The organism is Geobacter sp. OR-1 (assembly GCF_000813145.1).
GTDB lineage: Bacteria > Desulfobacterota > Desulfuromonadia > Geobacterales > DSM-12255 > Geoanaerobacter.
In genome coordinates, this window is the sequence record NZ_BAZF01000002.1 from 270,029 (window position 1) to 292,013 (window position 21,985).

A 21,985-nucleotide genomic window follows, 5' to 3' on the forward strand; every position below is an offset into this window, starting at 1 on the left:
GTTGGCTGCATCCCAGCCCCAAAGCTTGTTGGAACCTATTCAATTGAAAAAGTGGATTGACAACGGTTACCGCACCGAAAAAGGGGAGCGGGTTGTGATCCTTGATGTGGTACCTACCAAGGCAGATAAAGATACCTGGTTTGCCGGTGATGCGATGAAGCTGAAAGAACAGGCGATAAGAAAGTACGGCGAGCATTCTCCCCAGCAAGTGTTGATTGAAGAACTTGCTCGCGATGGAATGTTGGGACATATCCCCGGCGCAAGGCTGGTTATTTCTCATGCAGGCTCTGTGGTACAAGACCGTAATGACGGTCCTATGGAGGCGGAACACGAGATCGGTACCGGCAGCGCAATTGACAAGCTGCTCCAGCAACATGGCATCCAGAAAAACGACGTTATCGTGCTCGTCAGTTCCCAGCAGAATCCGTGGACTGGCTGTGCGTCTCGTCTTTGGTGGACCATGTATTACTGGGGCTTTCCAACTGAAAACATTCTTACGCTGGATGGTGGAACCAGAGCCTATGCCGAGGCGGGGTTTTCTCTTAAAAAAGGTACGGAGCAGTCGACTGTGACTCCATCTAATATCAGCGTAGCTGATAACAGAACACGACGCATCGATAGCAGGGTCAGCCTTAGCGAAATGCTTGCTCTTGTGGATAGCGGTAAAACGACAACCGGTGAAGTAGTGCTTCTGGATACCCGCCAGCCGCCAGTCGACTATTACCTAAAAGATGAGCTGACGGTGGATGGGAAATCGGGCAGCGATGGTGTGCCGGATATCTTCCAGGTACCTGGGTTTCTCTACGATACGAAGCGGGCATTTTATACCCGTCAGTCAGATAATAAGGTGTTCACCCTGAGCGAAATGCTGTTCAATCCGGTCAGCAGCAACGATGAAGCGGCTCGCGCCCCTTTCTCAGCTGCGGCCAACCCAACAATAAAAATGCCCAATCCGTATTTGGCAACGAACCAGGCCCTTTTCCCCGGCAAGTCGCTGATGCTCCCTTTAAGCTCCAAAGGGTCCTCTTTCGAAGGGATTATCAAAGGTGCCCTCCTAGTGAAGGATAGCAACTACAATCTGTCGGTGCAGGAACTTGTCAAAGAGGGGAACCGTTTCAAAAACATTGAAGATCTGCGCACCCTGTTTGCCAAGGCGGGTATTGATGGTAGCAAGCCGATTGTGCTCTACTGCAACACCGGAACAATGGCCACGTTTTATTTCTATATACTGCATGAGGTATGCAAATTTAATAATGTCAGAGTTTATGACGGTTCCTGGCTCGAATGGGGAGCATTGACAGCCTATGAACCGGTAGATACGACCTATGTCAGAAAAGCTCCATATCTGCTCTATCCGGCATTTCCAATTCTCGGCCCTTCTATTCATGTTTTTTCAGGGGCGAACAACTATTTTGAATGGAATGGGACAGGCTTTGTGGATACTTTCAGCAAAGCTGCACTGACCAAGGCGCAGATAAAACCGGGTGGAGCACTGAAGGGAAATGCTCGATGGGATACGGTACACCGTTCTGAGCATGTAGTCTTCAGGCCGTCGAAAAAAGTCAATGACCCGAAGCGGTATCAGACATACAACAGTGATAATGACTGGCCGGATATTGATACCGTCCCGGATTATATAGGCAACAATAAAATCCTGGAAGAAGACCGTTCTTATGGAATGATACGGCTAGAAGTGCCACAAACAACAGAAATGAACCGTGAAGCTAATAAAGCCAAGGCAGCCGGAATGACAGCCCCTGAAGGAGGAGGCAACCTATGAAAAGAGTAACTTTACTATGTTTACTGTTCCTGATGAATGTTGCCACCCTGGCATCTGCACAGGAATCGGCTTTCGACAGCTTTTTAACAAAATTTGACTACGAAACCCGTGCGGACATGAAAATCGACAGCAAGAAGCTGATTACCCTGTTGGCAGAAAAGAAAGCTGTGCTGGTGGATATCCGTTTCCCGGAGGAGACTAAAGCCTGGAAGATGGGTTTCGGGCTTTACATCCCATTGAATGAGCTGCCGAAGCGACTGAGCGAACTGCCGAAAGATAAGATCATCGTTACCGCCTGCCCCCACAAGGATCGTTCATCCATTGCCATGGCATACTTGCGGACCAAAGGATACAACGCCAAGTACCTTACTGACGGCCTGATTGGGCTTGCTGAAAATCTACGGGGAGACAATGCCAAGGATTTCATGGAGGATGCCGGTATCGCAAAACCGTAACAACCTCCTGATTCACTGCAATTCGAAAGGAGGTGATGATGGATGAAAAGGGGCTATGTTGCGCCAAAGGTTGTAGGTAGTGCAAATGTTCATCCCTGCTGAGATGTAAAATGTTGGACAGTGGAGAACCACGGACAAATTTCGTGATTCTCCACTTTTTAATACCATGATTGAAAACATGGAATATTGTATAAGCCATGCAAAATACGTTTGAGGATGCTTGAATATGGTACGTGACAAATTTGACAGACTTCTCTGGTTTGTTCTCCTCGCTTCTCTTGTTGCCCTCACTTTCATCCTGAGCATAAACGCTCCCAGTAGCGCCGGGCAAAATGGTTCCAAGGAACTGAACAAGGCTATGGACCGTGAAATGACCTACCGTGCCCGTGTTGAACTGATCAACAAGCTCTTCGGGCCAGTGGAAAATCTGAGAACAAATGGACACCAGCAAGAGGCACTCTTGAAACTTAACGAACTCATCCGAACCTACCCCGGAGAGGCGCATGGCTATATCCTGAAGGGTCAGATTTTAGGGGACGCTGGGGCACTGGATGAGGCGATTTCCTCAATTGTTGAAGGAGTCAAGCTCAACGGAGATTATGTGGATGACAAAAGTCCTTTGTCACGACGTCCACAAATACAACGCCTTGTGGATGAAGGAACAAAAAGTATCCATGAACGTGCTGCGGCCAGTCCTGCAAATCCAAACATTGCTACTTTGGTGCAGAAAAATAACTACCTTAAAAGTCGTCTTGCCGGAGGATGTGAGTAAATGATGCGCAGCAGAGAATTATGGACCGTAGTGGTAGTTGGAGCCCTTCTCGGCGGACTCGGCGTCATGTTGTCAGTATGGGGAAATCCGGAAAATTCCGGAATTTGTGTTTCCTGTTTCATTGAAAACAGCGCAGGTGCTCTTGGCCTCCACGACAACCCGAACATGCAGTATCTTCGTCCCGAATTAATTGGATTCGTTCTTGGATCGACAGCCAGTGCTCTTTTATTCCGAGAATTCAACTCCCGAGGCGGAAGCGTACCTCTGTCACGGCTTTTCATGGGCATGTTCATGATCTTTGGCTGCGCCGTCTTCATCGGCTGCCCGATTAAACTCTTCCTCCGACTGACAGCTGGCGATCTGACCGCCGTTGCCGGTGTTTTAGGCCTTCTTACCGGTGTCTGGTTTGGCCTTAAAGGACTTGGTAAGGGAGTGGAGTTGACAACTCCGAATACCAGTAAAGGAAACAGCGGTCACCTTATACCCGTATTATTTCTATCTCTGCTGATATTTTTCCTGGCTCGACCCGGCTTTCTGCTGTTTTCCTCTAAAGGGAGCGCCGCACAACACGCACCCTGGATGATTGCACTGGCGGCAGGTACCGGACTCGGCGTGCTCGCGCAGCGCAGCCGTTTCTGTATTACCGGCAGCATCCGCGATACCTTCCTCATGGGTTTCAGGGTATCTGCCGTCTGGGGATTGTTAGCCTTTATTGGGGCATCGCTCGCGCTGAGCTTAGTGACAGGCAGATTCCACCCAAGCCTGTACGGACAGCCGGGTGCGCACTTGGATTATCTCTGGAGTTTCCTCGGCATGGGATTGGTAGGATGGATTTCAGTGATTATCGGTGGTTGTCCGTTCCGGCAATTGATCAAATCCGGTGAGGGTGATGCGGATGCAGGTCTCGTGGTGATCGGAATGTTCATTGGCGGAGCGCTCGCCCAATCATGGGGGATTGCTTCTACATCGGCCGGGGTTTCACTCTATGGCAAGGCTGCAATTCTTGTGGGAATCGTTTTTGTCGTTTCCAGTAGCCTGCTGTTCCGTGAACATAAAGTTTCTTGACAAGAGGCTGCATGAAATCAAGATAACAAATCATAGTGTGTATACTGACTGGGGGGCCATTGAGAACCATGAACTGGGATGAACGTTACAGCGAGCCGGGCTTTGCCTACGGTACTGCTCCAAATGATTTTCTCGTATCAATAGTAGACAAGATTCCGACCGGGAAAATTCTCTCGCTTGCCGAGGGTGAAGGGAGAAATGCCGTTTTTCTGGCATCGCTGGGATATGAGGTAACAGGTGTTGACGGGTCAGAGGTCGCTTTGCGCAAAGCTAAAAAATTCGCTGCGGAACGGGGTGTCTCCATTACAATGATACATGCCGATCTAAGCCAGTTTCAGATAGAACCGGAGCAATGGAACGGAATCATCGCCATTTATTGCCATCTACCATCAGCCATCCGCATTCCGCTCCATCAAGCTGCTGTGCGGGGGCTGAAGTCCGGTGGCGTTTTTGTGCTGGAAGCATTCAGCAAGGAACAGCTTACCTACGACACCGGTGGACCGAAATCTCTCGATATGCTGATGTCGCTGGATGAACTGACGCAGGAACTTGCCGGCCTGGAGATTATCCATGCTGTTAACATCGAAGCAGAGGCTTGGGAATGGCTGCGGTGCAAGGGATTGTGCGTGGCCATAAAGGGGCGATCAAGGTTTACAGTGAATCTGGCAAGGGAACCAGCTTCAAAATATTGCTTCCTGCCAGCAGCAAACCGGTCGAGCTGTTCGATGCCGAAACTCACGCTGACTCCTGGCAAGGTAAAGGCGTGGTGCTGATAGCTGATGATGAGGAAACGATTCGCGGCATAGGCCGTGAAATGTTGCAGGAGTTGGGTTTTGAAGTTGTCACTGCCAGCGATGGGAAGGAAGCCCTTGATATCTTCAAGAGCCGAAACGACATCTACGTTGTCATATTAGACCTAACCATGCCTCACCTTGACGGAGAACAGACATTTCGTGAGTTGAGGATGCTCACCCCTGATGTAAAGGTGATCATGTCCAGCGGTTACAGTGAGTACGAGGTTACGCAGAAATTTGCCGGCAAAGGATTGGCCGGGTTTATACAGAAACCGTACAAACTATCAACCTTGCGTGATGTTATGAGGACTTTGAGTTAATCTGAAATTATTGAAAGACATAATAACGATAGAAGGAAAAACGCCAATGCAGCCCCAAGAACTGCTGAAACGAATAAAATCAAAACAGCCACCAGCAATCCTCGATGTCCGGAGCGAAGGAGATCAACCAGCTGATTGCGGAAATGTGTGAGTTTATGTCTTTGGATTACACGCCACCCATGGGTTTACAAACCCTTTTCGAAAAGTGGCTTTAAACATAATAAGGGAAGGAAGAAAGCGATTTCGGTTTGCCCAGGCATTGAACTGATGGGGAGAAACTTCTGCTACCCCCCATCAGTTTTGAATCCGTCAAAACAACGGATGTTCGAAGGAAAGATAAACGAGTCCGCCATATTCTCCTTCCGAAGGCCCAATGCCAATTGGCACTGATAACCCAGGCACAACTTGCAAACCTGATTTGAAGTTGATCGCGAATCGCACTCCCGGATTGATGAAAAAAGTGCTTTCGGTTGTTGTTACTCCATGTTGGGGTACTGTTTCAGTAGTGGTTCCTGCTGTTTCAAGCATCAGGTTAAAGTTCTCATTTACCAGATAAATCAAGCTTGCCCCATAATTGAATCCTCGTACATTTGACTTGGTACCAGCGGCATCCTTTGCATCCGGAGTAAACGTCGCGCCCATGTTCCAGTGAGTAACAAACTTGTCGGAAAGCTCTACACTTAGGGGTAAGTTCACTTGATAACCGACTGTGTCAGTCCCCAGCTCTTTCTTGTAATCGCCGGTGGGAAGAATGAGTGAAAAACGTGGGGCCAAGGCTATTTTATCTTGGAAGATGGCCTGATAACGATAGTTCATCTGTATATCGCCAATGCCGGTATTGTCCCCCTCATGCACATGGTTAACCGGTATATCGTAAGAGAGCTGATGGGCCTGTTTTGGAACAGGCCACTCCTGAGTAAATTTATAGCTCCAATCTTTTGATTTTTTCAGGTATTGAAAAACCTGAATGTGCTGTATGACACCGTCTTCCTGATTGTAGGCCTCTTCCAGAAGAAATGAATTGTCCTGTATCTTTTTCACCTCTTCCGCAAATCCAGGCCGGGTTAAGAGTACAAAGCCTGCGAGGATAAAATAGGGCAATACTCTTGATAAAATCATAAATTCCCCCTACACATTGTTTTTTAACTCTGGCCTCGAACGTTGTTATTCATTTTTATATAAATCGTCGCAAACCGAAAATCATTGAGAGGTAAGCGAAATTATTCCCCGTTGAGCAATAAGCGAAATGACTTTATTCCTTCCTTGTAACTTGAAAGCCCATACGTCCCAGGTCGAGGTTTCCCTGGAACAGCTCCATATATTGGCTCAACTGTAAGCGAGTTGTTTTCTCCTTCTGGCAAATCCACTTCTCTCTCTGCAACGAGATCATCAACGGGCAGCGCAATGACAAGTTTATGCACTCCTGTTTTGAGGCGTATTTTCTTTTCAAAAATGTACCTAACTCCTTCGCCTCCCTCAGGATCTCCCATGGGCCGAGTACCACTTTTTTCTTCACTAATTCGACCTCTTAATGTGATTGCTTGGCCATCAATATTCACCAGAAGCGTGTATTCCTGTGTACCATGAACGTCTTTTATTGAATAGATTCCGGGCTTGTGCGTCTTAAAGGAAGAATAGATACGGAGGACAACGTAGCCGGAAACTGGCGAAGCGTTTTCATTAATTTCCTGGAAAACGCTCTGACTAGTGCTAAAGCTCATTGAATTAACCAACTTCTTATTGCCTGCACAGCCTTCCAAAATAACTAAACTCATAAACATCGAAAATACCAGAATTGTTTTATTCATGACTGTAATTTCCTTTCAATATAGTGTGGCGTAAACAAGCTAAGAACTTCCCCGCAGCAAACTGCGAGGACTCTAACAAGTATTTGACATCTCTCATCGAAGCGAGCTACGAGGAATTGACCCGAAGAGATTGAATTTCATTACGTCTGATTTCTGTATTTAGATTTCTTCCTCAACTTTTCGCCTTTCAAACCAACTGTACACTGAAGGAATTATCAGTAATGTCAAAAAGGTTGAGGTCACCAGCCCGCCGACAACAACAGTAGCCAGCGGCTTCTGGATTTCAGATCCTGCCCCGCCGGCGAGAAGCATCGGTATCAGGCTGAAAATGGATATGGATGCGGTCATCAGTACCGGACGCAACCGGTCAAGGCTCCCTTTCCGTATTGCTTCCTGTAGTTCAAGCCCTTCATCACGCAGTTGCGAAATGCGCGATACCAGGACAAGCCCGTTCAGAACGGCAACCCCGAACAGGACGACGAATCCGACTGACGCCGGCACCGACAGATATTGACCGGAGATGAAGAGGGCGAAAACTCCGCCGATCAAAGCAAACGGGAGATTGGAAATTACCAGCAGCGCCAGCCGGATCGATCTGAAGGTGAGATACAACAGCAACAGAATCAATCCAACAGCAACCGGTCCGATGATCATCAGCCTCTTCATTGCCCTCTGCTGGTTCTCGAACTGGCCACCCCAGGTGATATAATATCCGGCAGGGAGTTTGACACCATTTTTGATCTTCTGTTTAGCCTCGGCAACGAAACTGCCTATATCCCTGCCAGTGATATTCATCTCAATGCCGATCCTTCTCACCCCATCCTGACGGCTTATCTGAGCCGGCCCTTCGATCATTTTCACATCGGCAAGCTGTTCCAGCGGTACATTCATCCCGGTTTTTGTGGTGATCATCAAGTTCTTGATAGCTTCCAGAGAGTTCCTTTTTTCTTCAGGCAAACGGACAGATATATCGAAGCTTCGATTTTCCTCGTACAGCTGTGATGCAGCCTTTCCGGCTACTGCAATTTCAATTACCTTCTGAACATCACTGATATTCAGTCCATAGCGGGCGATTTTCGATCTGTCGATATTAACGGTCAGATATGGCTGCCCTGTAACTTTTTCCGCACTAAGATCAGTCCCACCTTTTATTGTGGAGAGAACCTTGGCTATTTCAGCTGATTTTTCACTCAGCACTTCAATATCTTCACCAAACAGCTTGAGAATCAGCTGCGCACGGGTTCCGGCAACCAGTTCGTCTATCCGGCACTGAATCGGCTGGCTGAATCCGAAGGTAATCCCTGCTACAGATTCCAGCGACTTGCGCATTTCGTTAGTCAGCTCTTCCTTGGATATATCCCGTTTCCATTCGCTCTTTGGTTTGAATATTCCCACATACCCTGTTTTATCAGAGCCTCTGGTGTCAAGGGCCACGCCGGTCTGCCCGGTTCGCCCTACAATAGTATCAAGCTCCGGGAACTTCTTCAGTTTTGCTGCTGCCAGTTGATTTACTCCCATCGCCTTGGCCAGAGAAACACCGGGTAGCATGGCAATATCCATGTCAAAAGAACCTTCGTCCATAATCGGGATAAACTCCGTTCCCAACCTTGTTACCAGAAATAGCGAAGAAACCAGAAGCAGCCCCGCAACAGTCAAAACTATCTGCCTTCTGTTCATGGCATATTCGAGCAGCGGCAGATAAAGTCTGCTCGCATGCTTCATGATGTAGCTCTCTTTTTCCGGGTGCGGTTTCAGAAACAGTATACAGAGAACCGGAATAACGAAAATTGAAAGGAAGAGTGAGGCGAGCAGTGCAATTGCCACGGTTATTGCCAACGGAGTGAACATCTTCCCTTCAATCCCTTCCAGTGAGAGAATAGGGATAAAGGTGAGCGCAATGATAAGCTCGCCGAAGATGCTCGGCTTTCTGACCTCCATAACCGCTTTGAGCACAGTCATTAACCTGGGATGCTTCCCCCCCTCATCGCTCAGGTGCCGCTGGACGTTTTCAACCTGAATGATGGTTGTGTCGATGATCATACCGATGGAGATTGCCAGACCTCCGAGAGACATCAGGTTTGCCGTTATTCCGGTGAGTTTCATGACAATGAAAGTCGCCAGCAGTGAGAGCGGTAACGCTATGAGAACAACGATGCTCCCCCGAATGCTGTTCAGCAGGAGATACAGAACAATCAGCACCAGAATGGAGCCTTCCAGCAATGCCTTATTGACCGTGCTGACACTCGCCTTGACAATGTCGCTCCTGTCGTAATAAGGAACGAGCTTGATCCCTTCAGGCAGGACATTATTTTCATTCATTTCCGTTACTTTGGCAGCAACCCGGCGCACGACATCGTGGCTGTTTTCGCCGCGCAGCATCATGACGATACCGCCGACGCATTCATCCTTGCCATCCTTCATGGCAGCGCCCATGCGCACTGCTTCGCCGACCTTGACCTGTGCCACATCCCGAATGTACGTTGGCGTGCCACCGGCGGATTTCAGGACAATGTTTTCAATGTCGTTGAGATCCTTTATCAATCCGACCCCGCGGACGATGTACTGGTCTGTCCCCCGTTCAAGAAGATTGCCGCCAACGTTTTCGTTGTTGCTGCCAATGGCTGAATACACATCATCAACTGTTATGGCGTACTTTACGAGCTTTTCTGGCGATACTATCACCTGGTACTGTTTGAAATAGCCACCGAAGGAGTTTATCTCGTTTACTCCGGCAACAGTTTTCAACTGAGGGGTGACAATCCATTCCTGAATAGTTCTCATGTTGGTCAGCCAGGCTATCTTCTGCTGCGGGTCATCAGGCATCTTCCCTTCAAGGGTATACTGGTAGATTTCCCCCATCGCCGTGCCGATAGGCCCCATGGCTACTTCAACACCCTTGGGAACCTTCTCACGCGCTTCCGCCAACCGCTCGAACACCAGTTGCCGGGCAAAATAGATATCCACATTGTCCTTGAAAACAACCGTCACGATGGAGAGACCGAATTTTGTAACGGAACGCATCTGCTCGATGTCCGGCAGGCCGCGCATTGCCATCTCGATCGGATAGGTAACATTCCGCTCGATCTCTATCGCTGACAGGCCATCCGCATGGCTGATTACTTCCACCTGAATGTTTGTTACGTCCGGGAAAGCATCTATCGGTAATCTCAGATAGGAATACAATCCGCATACGATAATCAGCAGCGCAAGGAATATGACCATCCCTTTTTGCTTTAAGGTGTATCCAATTAGTTTTTCGAGCATTAGTGTGCGTCTCCCTCAAGTTCGCCTTTTTTGAGTTCCGACTTCAAAATGAACGCCCCCTTGGCGGCATAGCGTTCACCTTCCTTCAACCCGGATACAATCTCAACCATGCCGCCTGCAACGCGGCCCGGCTCCACTTTGCGGGGTTCGAACTCGATTCCCTTGTCATCTACAACGAAGAGCACGTTTTTGCCGTCAACCTCCTGCAGGGCATCTTCAGGAACCGCAAGTACCGGGGCACTGTCGGCAGGCAGCACCAACTCCGCCGTGGCAAACATTTCCGGCTTCAGCTTCCGGCCCGGATTTCCAACCTCGATCCGCGCCTTTACTGTACGGGTAGCCTGCTCCAGCACATCGGCAACGTGATTGATCCGGCCACGAAATTTTTGCTCCGGGAAGGCTCCGACAGTAACAATTGCCGCCTGCCCCTTACTAACCTTGGCCAGATCCTTCTCGTTGATGTCAATCATCACCCAGACTGTGGCAAGGTCTGCAACGGTATAAAGGCTTTTGGATGGGTCGGAGAGTTCCCCAACGATGGCACGCTTCTCGGTAATCACGCCACCAATGGGGGAGCGAACCATAAGTGGCGGTCTTTTACGCTGTCCATCCCTATGGTCGGCCGTCGAGATCCCATAGAGTGACAAGCGATCTTCGTCGGTCTGCAACTCTGTTTGAGCTATTTTGAATTCCGTCTCGGCCTGGAGAATCTCCTTGCGGGCAGCAATTTTCTTTGCCACCAGCCCCTTAATCCGTTCCATGTTGGTCTGCGCCAGGGCAAACCTGGTCCTTGATTGATGGTAACGATTAATTGCTTCACCCAGTTCGACACTGTCCAGCGTTGCTAATGACTGTCCTGCTGCAACGCTATCGCCCAGTGAGGCTTTGACGCTGACTATTTTTCCGGGTATGCGTGGTGAGACATGGGCGATCCGGTCGGCATTTGCCTCCACCTTACCGGTAGCGTTGATCATGCCTCCAAGGCGCTGTTTTTTTGCCGGGGCGACGACTACCCCGTTCTGTTTCTGCATGTCAGCGGTCATCTTGACGCTGCCCGACTCTTTGTGCTCATCTTGACCTTCCTTCCCTTCTTTCTCCTTGCCGCCTTCATGTTCACCAGCTTTTTCTTCTCCGTGGCCGGCTTCCTTTTTTTCAGATTGCTCACTGCTGCTTTTGAGATTTGCGAACCGATAAAGGAAGCCGCCGCCCAAGGCAACAGCCATGATAATTCCTATTATTATTTTTTTGTTCACTGCATACCTCCGCTTAGTTCTGTTGCCATTGCTGTTTCCAGTTTCAGGAACGCCATTTGCCTGCCGTATATAGCCACTAAATAACTGTCGCTGACCTCAAAGAATTTCTTCTGCTCATCTATGACCGAGAGGATCCCTACTTCGCCGATCCGGTAGGCCTCCTGGGTCAACTTCAGATTCTCCGTCAGTTGCGGGATGATTCCTTGCTCAAACATGGCGAGGATCCGTTCCGATGCCGTCACCCGCGAAACAGCTGCTTCAACCTCAGCGGTAATATTTCTTTCCAAGGCGAGTTTTCGGGAATCGGCTGAATCCTGGTGTGCCCGCGCAGCATGTCTTCCACCCTGATTGCGATCGAATACCGGTATCGGCATGGACAGGCGCAATCCTAACTGGGTGTCACTATTAACCGATGACATGCCTCCAATCTCGGTTGTGCCCCGCTGCCATTGGACAAAGAGTCCTGCTGTGAGATTGGGGAGCGCTTCGGCTTCGGACAGGTGTGCTTCAATTTCTGCCTTTTCACGTTCGCGGGCCAGCATCAGAAGGTCAGGCCGAAAGACTAGCGCCTGTTTAACCAGTTCCTGCACACCTTGGGAAAGTTTTGGAGAGATAAACATTTCGGACAGATTGATGTCGGCTCCTTCCAGACCGGTCAATGACGCTATTTTTACCCGATGTGGGTCTTTATCCCTCTCTGCTTCCAATAAACGTGTTTGGGCTCGCGCCAACTCAACCTTTGCAAGATTAAAATCCAGCTCAGGGATATCACCCGCCTTGAAGCGTTCTTCTGCTACGACGACCAGTTCGCGATTGAGTTTTACCAGTTCGGCCGCAAGTTCCTGACGTTTGGCAGTGAGTGAATAATCCAATGTCAGGGCGATAATCTCATCCTGTAGCAAACGTGCTGCGTTATTCCGCTGATAGTGTGCTGCTTCCGCATCTCGCAGAATCACTTCCCTTCGTAATAGCAGCTTGTTGTTCAAGGGTAGTTCTTGATTGATTCCGATTGACACGGAACGTTCCTCCGGACTGCCGGTCAGGCTGCCGGTGACGCCTTGAAGCTCCAGAGTCGGGTTGCTGATCGTACCGGCTTGAATCGACAACGATTGTTTTGCTGACGCTTCCTTTTCCAAAGCAATCAGCTCGGCACTATGTTTCAAGGCCAGTGCAACTATTTCATTGATACTGCGTGGAACGGGTCCGGCCAGTGCCGGCAGACAGGCAAATGCCGACAGCAACAGGAAAAGAACAGTTCCGCGCACCAGTGTTGTTAAAGACATGGTGGAACCTCCAGACAATTTGCCAGTCACGATGATGTGCAGAAACACACCAACCGTAATTAGATGGCTTTACTTTTAATTTGTTACAGGGAAAGGAATGTCAGGCGTGTGCTGAATCAGGTGGAACAAAGAGGGGAAGATAGACCTTGGGGAAATAACAGGAAATCTCGGATGGTTTGAGACTGCTGAATGACAATGCAAAGGTAAAGACAACAGGTGAACCGACAAGAGGTGCATGGCAGAGACCGTGGCAAGCGTGCCCGCAGCCATGGTCAGATTGTGACTTTCCAGGCTCTGAGGGACAACAATCACCATGAGCCTGATTAAGGTTTTCCGTGCCCTGTGCCTGGCTAGAGGATAGGGATGTTTTTGCATCATGAGTGCTACTATTGTTGGCATGACAGACCGTGACCAATCCCAGCATGATTGTCAGGAGCAGGGCGAATGCTGTTATGCGTCTCATTTTCAAATTCATTTGGGAAAAAGCATCCTTGCTTTATCAGTTTGATCTATTTGATTCTATTTTTTGAAAAGATAACACGAGACCATGTAGCAATTATGAACGAATTGTGAAAAGATTGTGAAATCAATCCGGGTAAAACTGGGAATGGTACCGACTCCGAACTAGTCGCTGCTCCTGTCGACTGATCAGCTAGTTTTCTTTCAATACTTTTCTCCATGTTTCAGGATAGTTATCATATAATGATTCTATTGACACATTCTAGTTTAATTGTTAACTATTCAAACATTATAGACTCTTTCAAAGAAAGAGACTCCGCTAGCTTTATGCTACCGGACAAACTTCTTCGGATAGCCCGAGGAAGAATCGCCCCGGCAGGGATGAACTATTCGGAAAGACCAGGCCGCATTTGCCCCTTTTCGGATGAACTTCGGTACAGGCTCATATGCCTTCCGAATAGTCGTTTGGGTAAAGCGACTTAAATACAAGGTACAGGTACGTCCTTTTCGGACTCTGCCTGGCAAATCAAATATTGATAAAGAATAACGACCCGTTCTGGCACTTGCCGGAGTGGGTTTTTTGTTACTCTTCCGCGACAAGCTTTTTAAGCGGCGGATACTTTCACCACATCCCGACCGGGAGACACTTGTTCTCTCCCTCCGGGACAGACCATTGTCTCTTTGCTTCGGGAAAACCAACAAGGAGGCAGTATGGCAAGTTTGAACCGCGTAGAACTCATTGGCAACCTGGGACGTGATCCTGAAATCAGGTACACACCAGGAGGCACCGCTGTCGCAAGTTTTTCACTCGCGACCAGTGAGAAGGTAAAAACCAAAAGCGGCGAATGGGAGATCCGGACCGAGTGGCACAACATCGTCCTCTACGCACGTCTCGCAGAAGTAGCTGGCGAGTACCTGTCGAAAGGAAAGAGTGTCTATCTCGACGGCAAACTCAAGACCCGCAAATGGCAAGATCGGGACGGTAAGGATCGTTACACAACCGAGATCATCGGCGACAAGCTTCTTATGCTTGGTAGTAAAAATGGCAGCATTCCCGACGGGAATGACGACCAGCCATCAAGCAGCCAGGCACATGAGGACATTCCGCACGATGACACCGATCCGTTCTAACAACCAGTAACCACAACGCAACAGTCCTACGGGGAGACAGTACCAAATCCCCAAAGGGATTGGTCTGTCTTCTCTGTCGGACACAACCCACAGAAAAGGAGACAGAAAGATGAATGCATCAGCTCAAATCATTCCCATCAACCCCACCGCATCATCCCTCACTCACCACGCCGTCAACATCAGTGAACTGAAGGCCCAGGTAAACCTGATCCAGTACGTCATGCGTGACGTCATGAAATCAGGCGAGCACTACGGCACCATTCCCGGCTGCGGAGACAAAGCAGTTCTTCTCAAACCGGGCGCCGAAAAACTCATGCTTACCTTCAGACTGGCAAACGACGTGGATGTGGAAACCATCGACCTGCATCTCGGCCATCGGGAGTATCGCATCAAAGTGACGCTCTACTCACCGGCAGGCCAGCGTCTCGGTACAGGTGTCGGTTCCTGTTCGACAATGGAAAGCAAGTACCGTTACCGTGTCGGACCGATAGAACTGACAAACAGACCAGTGCCAAACAAATACTGGGATCTTCGCAAGGAGAACCCGGCAAAGGCGCAAGAGATCATCGGTGGACGCGGCTTCAGTGCAAAAAAGGATGAGAGCGGCAACTGGATGATTGCCCGCCAGGGAGAAAAGGTCGAACACGACAATCCGGCGGACTATTACAACACTTGCCTGAAAATGGCCAAGAAGCGGGGATTAGTGGATGCAGTACTTACCTCAACCGCCGCCTCGGACATCTTCACCCAGGATATCGAGGAAGATCCTGACCTTTACGGACAGACGGATAACAACGGAGGAAACAGTGCCGGCAGCACCAGCACCACCTCCGGGACTCCGCATACTGCCAAACCGGACAGCTCCCAAACATCTCACGAAGCCGAACCGGTTTCGACTTCCGAGATCATCGGGTATCTGACGGCCAAGGGGATCAGGATGGAACTCTCCGCAGATGAATCGGAGATCTCCGCCTTCCCGGACTTCAACGACTCTTCAGCCCGCCAATGGCTGAAAGACCACGGCTTCAAATGGGACGGCAAAGGCAAATGCTGGCAGTACCGGTAACGCCTGACGTTCCAGACTGAACCTCACTCACAACCTACTTCTGCAGGGAGACAACGACTTTCTCCCTACCGGGGGTGTCTTGTCTCCTCTGCCGGGTACAACCCACAGACAGGAGACAAGATCATGAATACTCACATCATCAAATACGTAACTGTCAAAGGCTATCAGGTGCCGGTCTATGCTCCCAAGATGAACCTCCAGGTCAGCATCGACGTCACCCGGATCATTACCGGTGTCATCTTCGGCTCGCTACTCACCGCAGTCGGCGCGATTCCATTTCTGATCTGAAAGGAGATAGCCATGAGCAAACTCGCTGCATTTCTGGGACGGGCTATTCCGACCCATCAGCAAAAACAATCATCTCATCTTGGTGACCGAACTATATACGTCGGAGCCTCCGACATTGCTGGCTGTCCGCGTAAAGCAGCACTCGGTAAGCAGTCTCCGAAAGGTCATGACATCAAGACACTACTCCGTTTTTCCCGTGGCCACGCTGCGCAAGCCATGTATGCCGAGTTCTTCAAGACCGGCGGCGCCCTCTTCAATGAAGAAGTCGAAGTGAAGCATCCGCAGTTTCCTGAGATCAGATGTCATATTGACTTTCTGTTCTATGCGAACCGGCAGACTAAACGGCTTCACATTGTGGAGATGAAGTCGACCGACGGCATCCCCGACGAACCCTATGCATCATGGGTGGATCAGCTGCATGTCCAGATGGGCCTGCTGCAACTCACCCTCGATCCGGAGGTGGAAATCGGTGGATCAATTCTGGTGGTTGACCTCAATGCGGGAACATACCGGGAATTCAACAGCTATACGCCTAACAAGCTGGTGTTCAATCAGCTTATGGAAAAAGGTCAGCACATCCTTGCGGCAATGCGGGGCGATTGTGCACCTCGAACTGAGCCGGGCATACTCTGCGGTTATTGTCCGTTTCGCACCGGTTGTCCTTCCCATGCCGTCGGTCTGGATCTCCCAAGTGAGATATTGGAAGCCGGCAGGAAGTACCTGGTGCTGAACGAACAGAAAAAAGCTCTCGATACCCGACTGGACATCCTGAAGAACGACATTCTCACCTTTGCGGATGGCGCATTCAAAGGTGCATCAGACGGCATACTGATCAACGTCACATCAGTGGCAGAGTCGGTAATGATCGACAGTTTCAAGCTCAAGAGAAACTATCCGGATATCTTCGACCAGGTCACGAAGCCAAAAGCCGGTTTCGTCAAACTTGAAATCAAACCATTCACGCCGCTCGCAGCTCAAGCGGCCTGAACCAACCCCACCAGGGGGCATCACGCTCCCCATGGGAAATCTCCATTCATGGAGGCGTGTCTGCCCCAGTGAAAGGAGATTACCGATGAAAACATATCGAACCGGCACATTGCCGCCAGACCTTAAATCATTCGCCCTGACGAACAGAAATGAAGTGCTGAAAGAGGCCCTGCACACCATTGTGACGCTGATCCTCATGGCAGCTATCTTCCTGTTAGTCATGATCGCTGCCGTTCCGCCTGAACCGAGGGTGTACCCCGCCGGTTGGGAGGAGGTGCGCGGATGATGGAGTCAAACATTACTATCTATACAGAAGAGGAAACGACTCTAACTGATTCCGCAATGAACGAGGTCAATCTGTCACTGCACGGAGCCAACCGCTTTCTGGAACGGGATATCCCGCTGGAGGCAGTCGAAGGTGTCCGTCACCTTCTGCCGCTCCTCAACGATAAGCCACTCAAGTTCAGGTACAAGGGAGTACTGGTCGTTGCCCGACTGGTCAACGGCTCTCCCAGGATCATCACTGCCTGGAGAGTTCCACCTCCTCTGTAGCACACTCAAGGCAGACCACTGCCATCACAAGGAGGCCATCATGAGCCCAAAAACTCCAAGGCCCAAGGCTGCCACCGGCTTCACCATCGAACGCCGGTCATCTTGCGGCAAGATCTACACCACGGTAACTCTCTGCACGACAACAGCCGCACCCATGGAAGTATTCATCCGCTTCGGCAAAGCCGGAGGATGTGGTTCCGCCATGGCAGACGGTATCGCTCGCCTGGTCTCCTACGGACTCCGTTCGGGACTTGAGCCAACCGATGCCTTCAAAGCATTGAGCGGTATCGGCTGTCACCTCGGGAGCAATACCTGTCTCAACTGCGTAGCCGAATCGATCCGCTTTGTGCTCGCGCATCTGGAAACGGGTCGCGACATCAACGATTTGATCGAGGAAGCTGCTCTGGCGGAAGCAAATGCCAGCACTCACGACTTCATCTGATACCAAACCAATATCAACACCTGGCAGGGAAGATAGACATCCCTGCGGGGTGGTCTGTCTCCCTGTCGGGTTACAACCCTGCAAAGGAGGCAGACATGAACTACGAAATCAGGAGCACGTTCAAAATCGACGCGCCCAAAACGGTAACCATCAAAGGCAGGACACCGGGACACCCTGCGGTTCCACCGGCGGACGAGCAATACATATTCCGTCAGGCCACCCTGTCTGACCTATTCACCTGGTATCTGTTGGGTGAACGGTCACTCTACCTCACCGGCCCCACCGGTTGCGGCAAATCATCAGTCATCATCGAGATTGCAGCACGGCTCAATATCCCCCTCTGGAACGTTGTCGCCCATTCCCGGCTGGAAACACCGGAACTGATCGGTGGTTATCGGCTCAATGCCGGCGGAGGAATGGATTTTGTGCATGGGCCACTCATTATTGCCATGAAGGAAGGTGGCTGGTTCTTGATCGATGAAATCGATCTGCTCGACCCATCCACTGCAGCGGGACTGAACGGTGTTGCCGAAGGCCGATCCATAACCATTCCGGAAACAGGAGAAGTGGTGACGGCTCATCCGGATTTCCGTTTCATTGCCACCGCCAACTCCAACGGAGCAGGTGACGCCACGGGTCTCTATCAGGGGATTCTGCGGCAAAATCTGGCTTTTCTCGACCGCTTCTACATGATCGAGGTCGGTTATCCCGATCCTGAGATCGAAAAGAAAATCCTGACCGAGGTAGCACCATCGGTTGGGAGCGACATCAGAGACCGCATGGTGAACATCGCCAATGAAATCCGCGCCCTGTTCATCAAGGGTGAAGCAGAAGTCACGCTTTCGACCCGAACCCTGACCAGGTGGGCACGTATCACCGCCTTCCAGGCACGGGCTGCGGCAAGTCAAGGAATGTCCAACGGCGAAACATTGACCAAGGCTTTCGACCGGGCACTCGGCTTCCGAGCTGAACCCGACACCCGAACCGCCCTGCATGCGGTATTGCAGCGGCATTTCGGTGACCGGAGGACGCCATGACCAGATACAGGTGCATCAAGTCCTCTGTGGATCTGCACCTGCTGGACAGGGTCAGAAACCACGACAAGGTCTATCACCTGGCGGTATTCGAGCGGGACGATGGCAATTACGACGTCCTGTACCGTTACGGTCGCCGTGGCACAACAATGCGCCTCGGTATCCTCAAAGGTGGTGAATGTCTTCGCGACTATCGCTCAGCCAGCAATCTCATGACCCGCAAGGAAGCGGAACAGGTCAACGGCGACGGGTATCAGTATGCCGACGGCATTACACCCGATGTCTGGAAGGATCTGCTGCCAACTTCATTTGGTCCTGAAGAAAAGGCTGAAGAACTACAACCACCCGAACAACCAGAACCAACAGCTCCGGCACCTGAAATAGGCGGTGACGGACCGAAGACCTGGTTCTGGTAATCATTACAACCCCACCGGGGGAGACCAACTCCCTCGGGGAGAAGTCTCCTTACGGAGGGATTACCATCGAAAGGAGACATCATGAACAACCAAACTACCATCACCAAAGTCCTCCAAGGCCTTGTCCTGGTTCATCTCAGCTTCTCCGTCTGGTCGGGCAAGAAGAAACTCCGACCGGAAGACCTCAAGGGAGCGAACCTGCCACCTGACAAACTTGCCTCACTCGGTTCCAAGCGCATCTTTGCGCCTGACGCACTCAAGGTGTTCGCCACCTTGAAACGTCAGGCCGAACGAGCTTGCGAGGAGGTGGGAGTCCGGTTCCTCGGTGGCTATGCCATTCCCGAGGAAAAGCTGATTCCCCTCATGGAGAAGATGGAACAGATCGAACAGAGCTTTGCCACTGCAAAGACTGACTTTCTGTCGGCATACGACGACAATCTCAAAGACTGGCTCGCCGAAGCTGGTGAATGGTCGGAGATCGTCGCCCGTGCTGTTGAACCTGCCAGCCGTGTTGCAGAACGACTTGCCTGCGGATTTACCGCCTTCAAGGTGGAAGCCCCGGGTGAAGCGGCTTCAGCAGCACAACCCCTGGAACGTCAGGTAGGCGGACTTGCGGATCAACTGATCCATGAGATCGGCGCCCTGGCAAAATCTACCTGGGAGGAATCGTACCGGGGTCGAACTTCCGTAACCCGGAAGGCACTTCGTCCCCTGAAGGCGATTCTCGACAAACTCTCCAGCCTCAGCTTCGTCGGCCCTGACAAGATCAGCGCCCTCGTTGCCAACGTGAACGCGGCGCTCGCTACCGTACCCAGATCCGGACCTGTTACCGGGGCAACCCTGATGGGTCTGGTCGGAGTACTGTGCGAGCTTTCCGACATTGCCGGTTTCATCACGACCGAGGAACGGGAAGAGATGCTGCAACCTCTCCCCGAACCTGAAGTCGAGCCGGCCCCACCAACAATCACTCCACCAAAGACCGTCACGAGAAGACCACAGCCGGCAAAGCAGGTTGAAGCCCCGGCTGTCTGGTTCTGGTAGGGGGACACCATGAAAGCACGTCCTCTTGCCCTGATCGCCAAGGTTCTTGGCCGGAAATACGACATCACTGTGACCATTGCCGGACAGATCGCCTGCACCACTGGGAAGGAAATAACCATACCGGTCGTGTCTGGAGATCATGCTGAAGCGCTTGCCCATGGCTATATCGATCATGAAGCAGCGCACGTCCGGTACACCGACTTTTCCGTGCAACTGATGGATAATTTCGCGGGGGATCTGCTCAACATCCTGGAAGATGTCAGGATCGAGCAGGCAATCGGCTGGGAGTATCCCGGCTGCATTGCCAACCTCCGAGAACTGACGCGCATCCTGGTTGAACAGCATGGCGCGTTCAGACCGGACCCGTCCCATCCATCCCAGAGCATCCTCTCCTGGATCATGGCCCTGACCCGCATCGCGGTGCTGAACCATGATTCGATGCGGCAAACTAGGGACAGCGCCGAACCATTGGTCCGGCAAATCCTTGGGGAGCAGTTCAACCAGGCGGTACAGCTTTTGGATCGGACCGGGACTCTTCGGTCAACCCGTGAGACGGCAGCGCTTCGCGATGAACTGATGAAGCTCATCCGTAACGCTGCAAAGCCAATGCAAACAAATGGCCATTCCCAGACCTCTCAAAGTGCTTCCGGCAGTAACGGTAACTCTGGCCAGGGGAATCAGGATGGTCAATCGCAACAGAAGAACGCCACGGACACCAATGGCGGTCAACAAGCGAAGGACGGTGGCAAACAGCAAGCGCCATCACAACCTTCAACCAAGTCTGACAACAGCACATCTTCCGGACAACAAACACCGGGACAGTCGGGTGCTTCACTTGAAACAGCCCGGCAGGCCATCTCGGAAGCATTATCCGGCAAGAGCATCGGGTCCTACGGAAACGTGGGTGAGAAACTTGCCGAACTGCTCTGTCAGAACGCAACCGAAAGCTCGTTCAACGGGTCTGGAGCTGCTGCACCACGGCTGCCGACCGCCCAACCACTACGAAACGCCAGCGGCTACGATGATATCTCTGCTCTTCGAGTCCATACGGCTGCTCTGCGAGCCCGCCTTCAGGGGCTCGTCCAGGCATCAAAACAGAAACGCTCCACCCCGGCCAGTGTCGGACACCGACTGGATTCCCGTGTTCTGACCCGACTTCGTGTCGGCGATACCCGGGTCTTCAACAGGAAAGAGGAAAAACGGGCAGTCAACACTGCTGTCTGCATGCTTCTGGACAGTTCCGGAAGCATGGGCAACTCGACCCTGCTGAACAAGATGGGTATCGCTTCCCGTGCCTGCTTTGTGGCTTCGGAGGCTCTGTACTCCATTCCCGGTGTCCGTACGGCGATTGCGACCTTTAAAGGTTTCGACAATCGCGTTTTCCCCATGGTTGATTTCGGGGAAAAGCCGGATCACAGCAGATTCAACATCACCGGTTCCGGCGGCACCAGGCTTGGCCATGCTCTTTGGTGGGCATGGGGCGAGCTCTGCCTGCGCCGGGAAACACGTAAGATCTGCATCGCCTTCTCCGACGGAGACACCGGCGATGGCCCCGTCACCCAAGCCGCCATCAAGCGGATGCGGGAATCGGGGATTGAGGTGATCGGGATCGGTATCCAGGACACCAGCATCAAACGATACCTGCCCGACAATCATCGGATCATCAAAAACCTTGACCAATTTACACCGGCCCTCCTGGAGCTGTTACGGGAGAAGCTGGTCGCCTGATCAACCCACACCCCGACGGGGAATGCCATTCCCCAAGGGAGATGTGC

General features: G+C 51.2%; 22 protein-coding genes. 17 read left to right on the top strand and 5 right to left on the bottom strand.

Annotated elements, in window-relative coordinates; translation table 11 throughout:
• Position 1 precedes the first annotated feature (1 nt).
• The 6 genes from OR1_RS03040 (at position 2) to OR1_RS03065 (ending at position 5,186) form a co-directional block, all read left to right on the top strand.
• Positions 2–1,780: a sulfurtransferase gene (locus OR1_RS03040; RefSeq protein ID WP_160295204.1), complete on the top strand. Its 1,779-nt coding sequence runs from the start codon at positions 2–4 to the stop codon at positions 1,778–1,780.
• Positions 1,777–2,235: a rhodanese-like domain-containing protein gene (locus OR1_RS03045; RefSeq protein WP_041969864.1), complete on the top strand. Its 459-nt coding sequence runs from the start codon at positions 1,777–1,779 to the stop codon at positions 2,233–2,235. Before OR1_RS03040 ends, OR1_RS03045 begins: the two co-directional genes overlap by 4 nt.
• A gap of 226 nt (positions 2,236–2,461) precedes the next feature.
• Complete coding sequence (locus OR1_RS03050) at positions 2,462–3,007, top strand: M48 family metallopeptidase (RefSeq protein WP_041969865.1); 546 nt, start codon at positions 2,462–2,464, stop codon at positions 3,005–3,007.
• Positions 3,008–4,072: a YedE family putative selenium transporter gene (yedE, locus tag OR1_RS03055; RefSeq protein WP_041969867.1), complete on the top strand. Its 1,065-nt coding sequence runs from the start codon at positions 3,008–3,010 to the stop codon at positions 4,070–4,072.
• A 68-nt stretch (positions 4,073–4,140) separates the two neighbouring features.
• Positions 4,141–4,845 (top strand): bifunctional 2-polyprenyl-6-hydroxyphenol methylase/3-demethylubiquinol 3-O-methyltransferase UbiG, encoded by a 705-nt coding sequence (locus tag OR1_RS23180; RefSeq protein ID WP_082002787.1) that lies wholly within the window; start codon positions 4,141–4,143, stop codon positions 4,843–4,845.
• Entirely contained in the window at positions 4,836–5,186 is a 351-nt protein-coding gene (locus tag OR1_RS03065; RefSeq protein ID WP_160295205.1) for a response regulator, read from the top strand. The genes OR1_RS23180 and OR1_RS03065 overlap by 10 nt, the downstream gene beginning before the upstream one ends.
• Positions 5,187–5,495: 309 nt before the next feature.
• Here OR1_RS03065 and OR1_RS03070 read toward each other — a convergent pair whose 3' ends face one another.
• From OR1_RS03070 to OR1_RS03090, 5 genes are all read right to left on the bottom strand, one after another.
• Positions 5,496–6,305, bottom strand: coding sequence for a transporter (locus OR1_RS03070; RefSeq protein ID WP_052440218.1), 810 nt, complete (start codon positions 6,303–6,305; stop codon positions 5,496–5,498).
• A gap of 101 nt (positions 6,306–6,406) precedes the next feature.
• The gene (locus OR1_RS03075) at positions 6,407–6,994 is read right to left on the bottom strand and encodes a hypothetical protein (RefSeq protein ID WP_041969869.1); all 588 of its coding nucleotides are present in this window, start codon (positions 6,992–6,994) and stop codon (positions 6,407–6,409) included.
• A 159-nt stretch (positions 6,995–7,153) separates the two neighbouring features.
• Positions 7,154–10,258: an efflux RND transporter permease subunit gene (locus tag OR1_RS03080; RefSeq protein ID WP_041969871.1), complete on the bottom strand. Its 3,105-nt coding sequence runs from the start codon at positions 10,256–10,258 to the stop codon at positions 7,154–7,156.
• Positions 10,258–11,511, bottom strand: a complete 1,254-nt coding sequence (locus OR1_RS03085; protein ID WP_041969872.1) for an efflux RND transporter periplasmic adaptor subunit — start codon at positions 11,509–11,511, stop codon at positions 10,258–10,260. The genes OR1_RS03080 and OR1_RS03085 overlap by 1 nt, the downstream gene beginning before the upstream one ends.
• Positions 11,508–12,794, bottom strand: coding sequence for a TolC family protein (locus OR1_RS03090; RefSeq protein ID WP_052440219.1), 1,287 nt, complete (start codon positions 12,792–12,794; stop codon positions 11,508–11,510). The genes OR1_RS03085 and OR1_RS03090 overlap by 4 nt, the downstream gene beginning before the upstream one ends.
• Positions 12,795–13,964: 1,170 nt before the next feature.
• Here OR1_RS03090 and OR1_RS03095 point away from each other — a divergent pair.
• The 11 genes from OR1_RS03095 (at position 13,965) to OR1_RS03140 (ending at position 21,938) form a co-directional block, all read left to right on the top strand.
• Entirely contained in the window at positions 13,965–14,384 is a 420-nt protein-coding gene (locus OR1_RS03095) for a single-stranded DNA-binding protein (protein ID WP_041969873.1), read from the top strand.
• Positions 14,385–14,493: 109 nt separating this feature from the next.
• Positions 14,494–15,450, top strand: a complete 957-nt coding sequence (locus OR1_RS03100; protein WP_041969874.1) for a hypothetical protein — start codon at positions 14,494–14,496, stop codon at positions 15,448–15,450.
• 123 nt (positions 15,451–15,573) lie between these two features.
• Positions 15,574–15,738 carry a hypothetical protein gene (locus tag OR1_RS22445; protein WP_152609789.1) on the top strand — a complete coding sequence of 55 codons (165 nt, stop codon included), beginning with the start codon at positions 15,574–15,576 and terminating at the stop codon, positions 15,736–15,738.
• A 12-nt stretch (positions 15,739–15,750) separates the two neighbouring features.
• Positions 15,751–16,725 (top strand): PD-(D/E)XK nuclease family protein, encoded by a 975-nt coding sequence (locus tag OR1_RS03105; RefSeq protein WP_041969876.1) that lies wholly within the window; start codon positions 15,751–15,753, stop codon positions 16,723–16,725.
• 85 nt (positions 16,726–16,810) lie between these two features.
• Positions 16,811–17,011 (top strand): hypothetical protein, encoded by a 201-nt coding sequence (locus OR1_RS03110; protein ID WP_041969878.1) that lies wholly within the window; start codon positions 16,811–16,813, stop codon positions 17,009–17,011.
• Entirely contained in the window at positions 17,008–17,277 is a 270-nt protein-coding gene (locus OR1_RS03115; protein WP_041969879.1) for a hypothetical protein, read from the top strand. The genes OR1_RS03110 and OR1_RS03115 overlap by 4 nt, the downstream gene beginning before the upstream one ends.
• 40 nt (positions 17,278–17,317) lie before the next feature.
• The gene (locus tag OR1_RS03120) at positions 17,318–17,719 is read left to right on the top strand and encodes a TSCPD domain-containing protein (protein ID WP_041969880.1); all 402 of its coding nucleotides are present in this window, start codon (positions 17,318–17,320) and stop codon (positions 17,717–17,719) included.
• Between the two features lie 95 nt (positions 17,720–17,814).
• Entirely contained in the window at positions 17,815–18,756 is a 942-nt protein-coding gene (locus OR1_RS03125; RefSeq protein WP_041969882.1) for a MoxR family ATPase, read from the top strand.
• Complete coding sequence (locus OR1_RS03130; RefSeq protein ID WP_041969883.1) at positions 18,753–19,169, top strand: hypothetical protein; 417 nt, start codon at positions 18,753–18,755, stop codon at positions 19,167–19,169. Before OR1_RS03125 ends, OR1_RS03130 begins: the two co-directional genes overlap by 4 nt.
• 81 nt (positions 19,170–19,250) lie before the next feature.
• Positions 19,251–20,210, top strand: coding sequence for a DUF3150 domain-containing protein (locus OR1_RS03135; protein ID WP_052440220.1), 960 nt, complete (start codon positions 19,251–19,253; stop codon positions 20,208–20,210).
• 9 nt (positions 20,211–20,219) lie between these two features.
• Positions 20,220–21,938, top strand: a complete 1,719-nt coding sequence (locus OR1_RS03140) for a VWA domain-containing protein (protein WP_041969884.1) — start codon at positions 20,220–20,222, stop codon at positions 21,936–21,938.
• Positions 21,939–21,985: the final 47 nt, after the last annotated feature.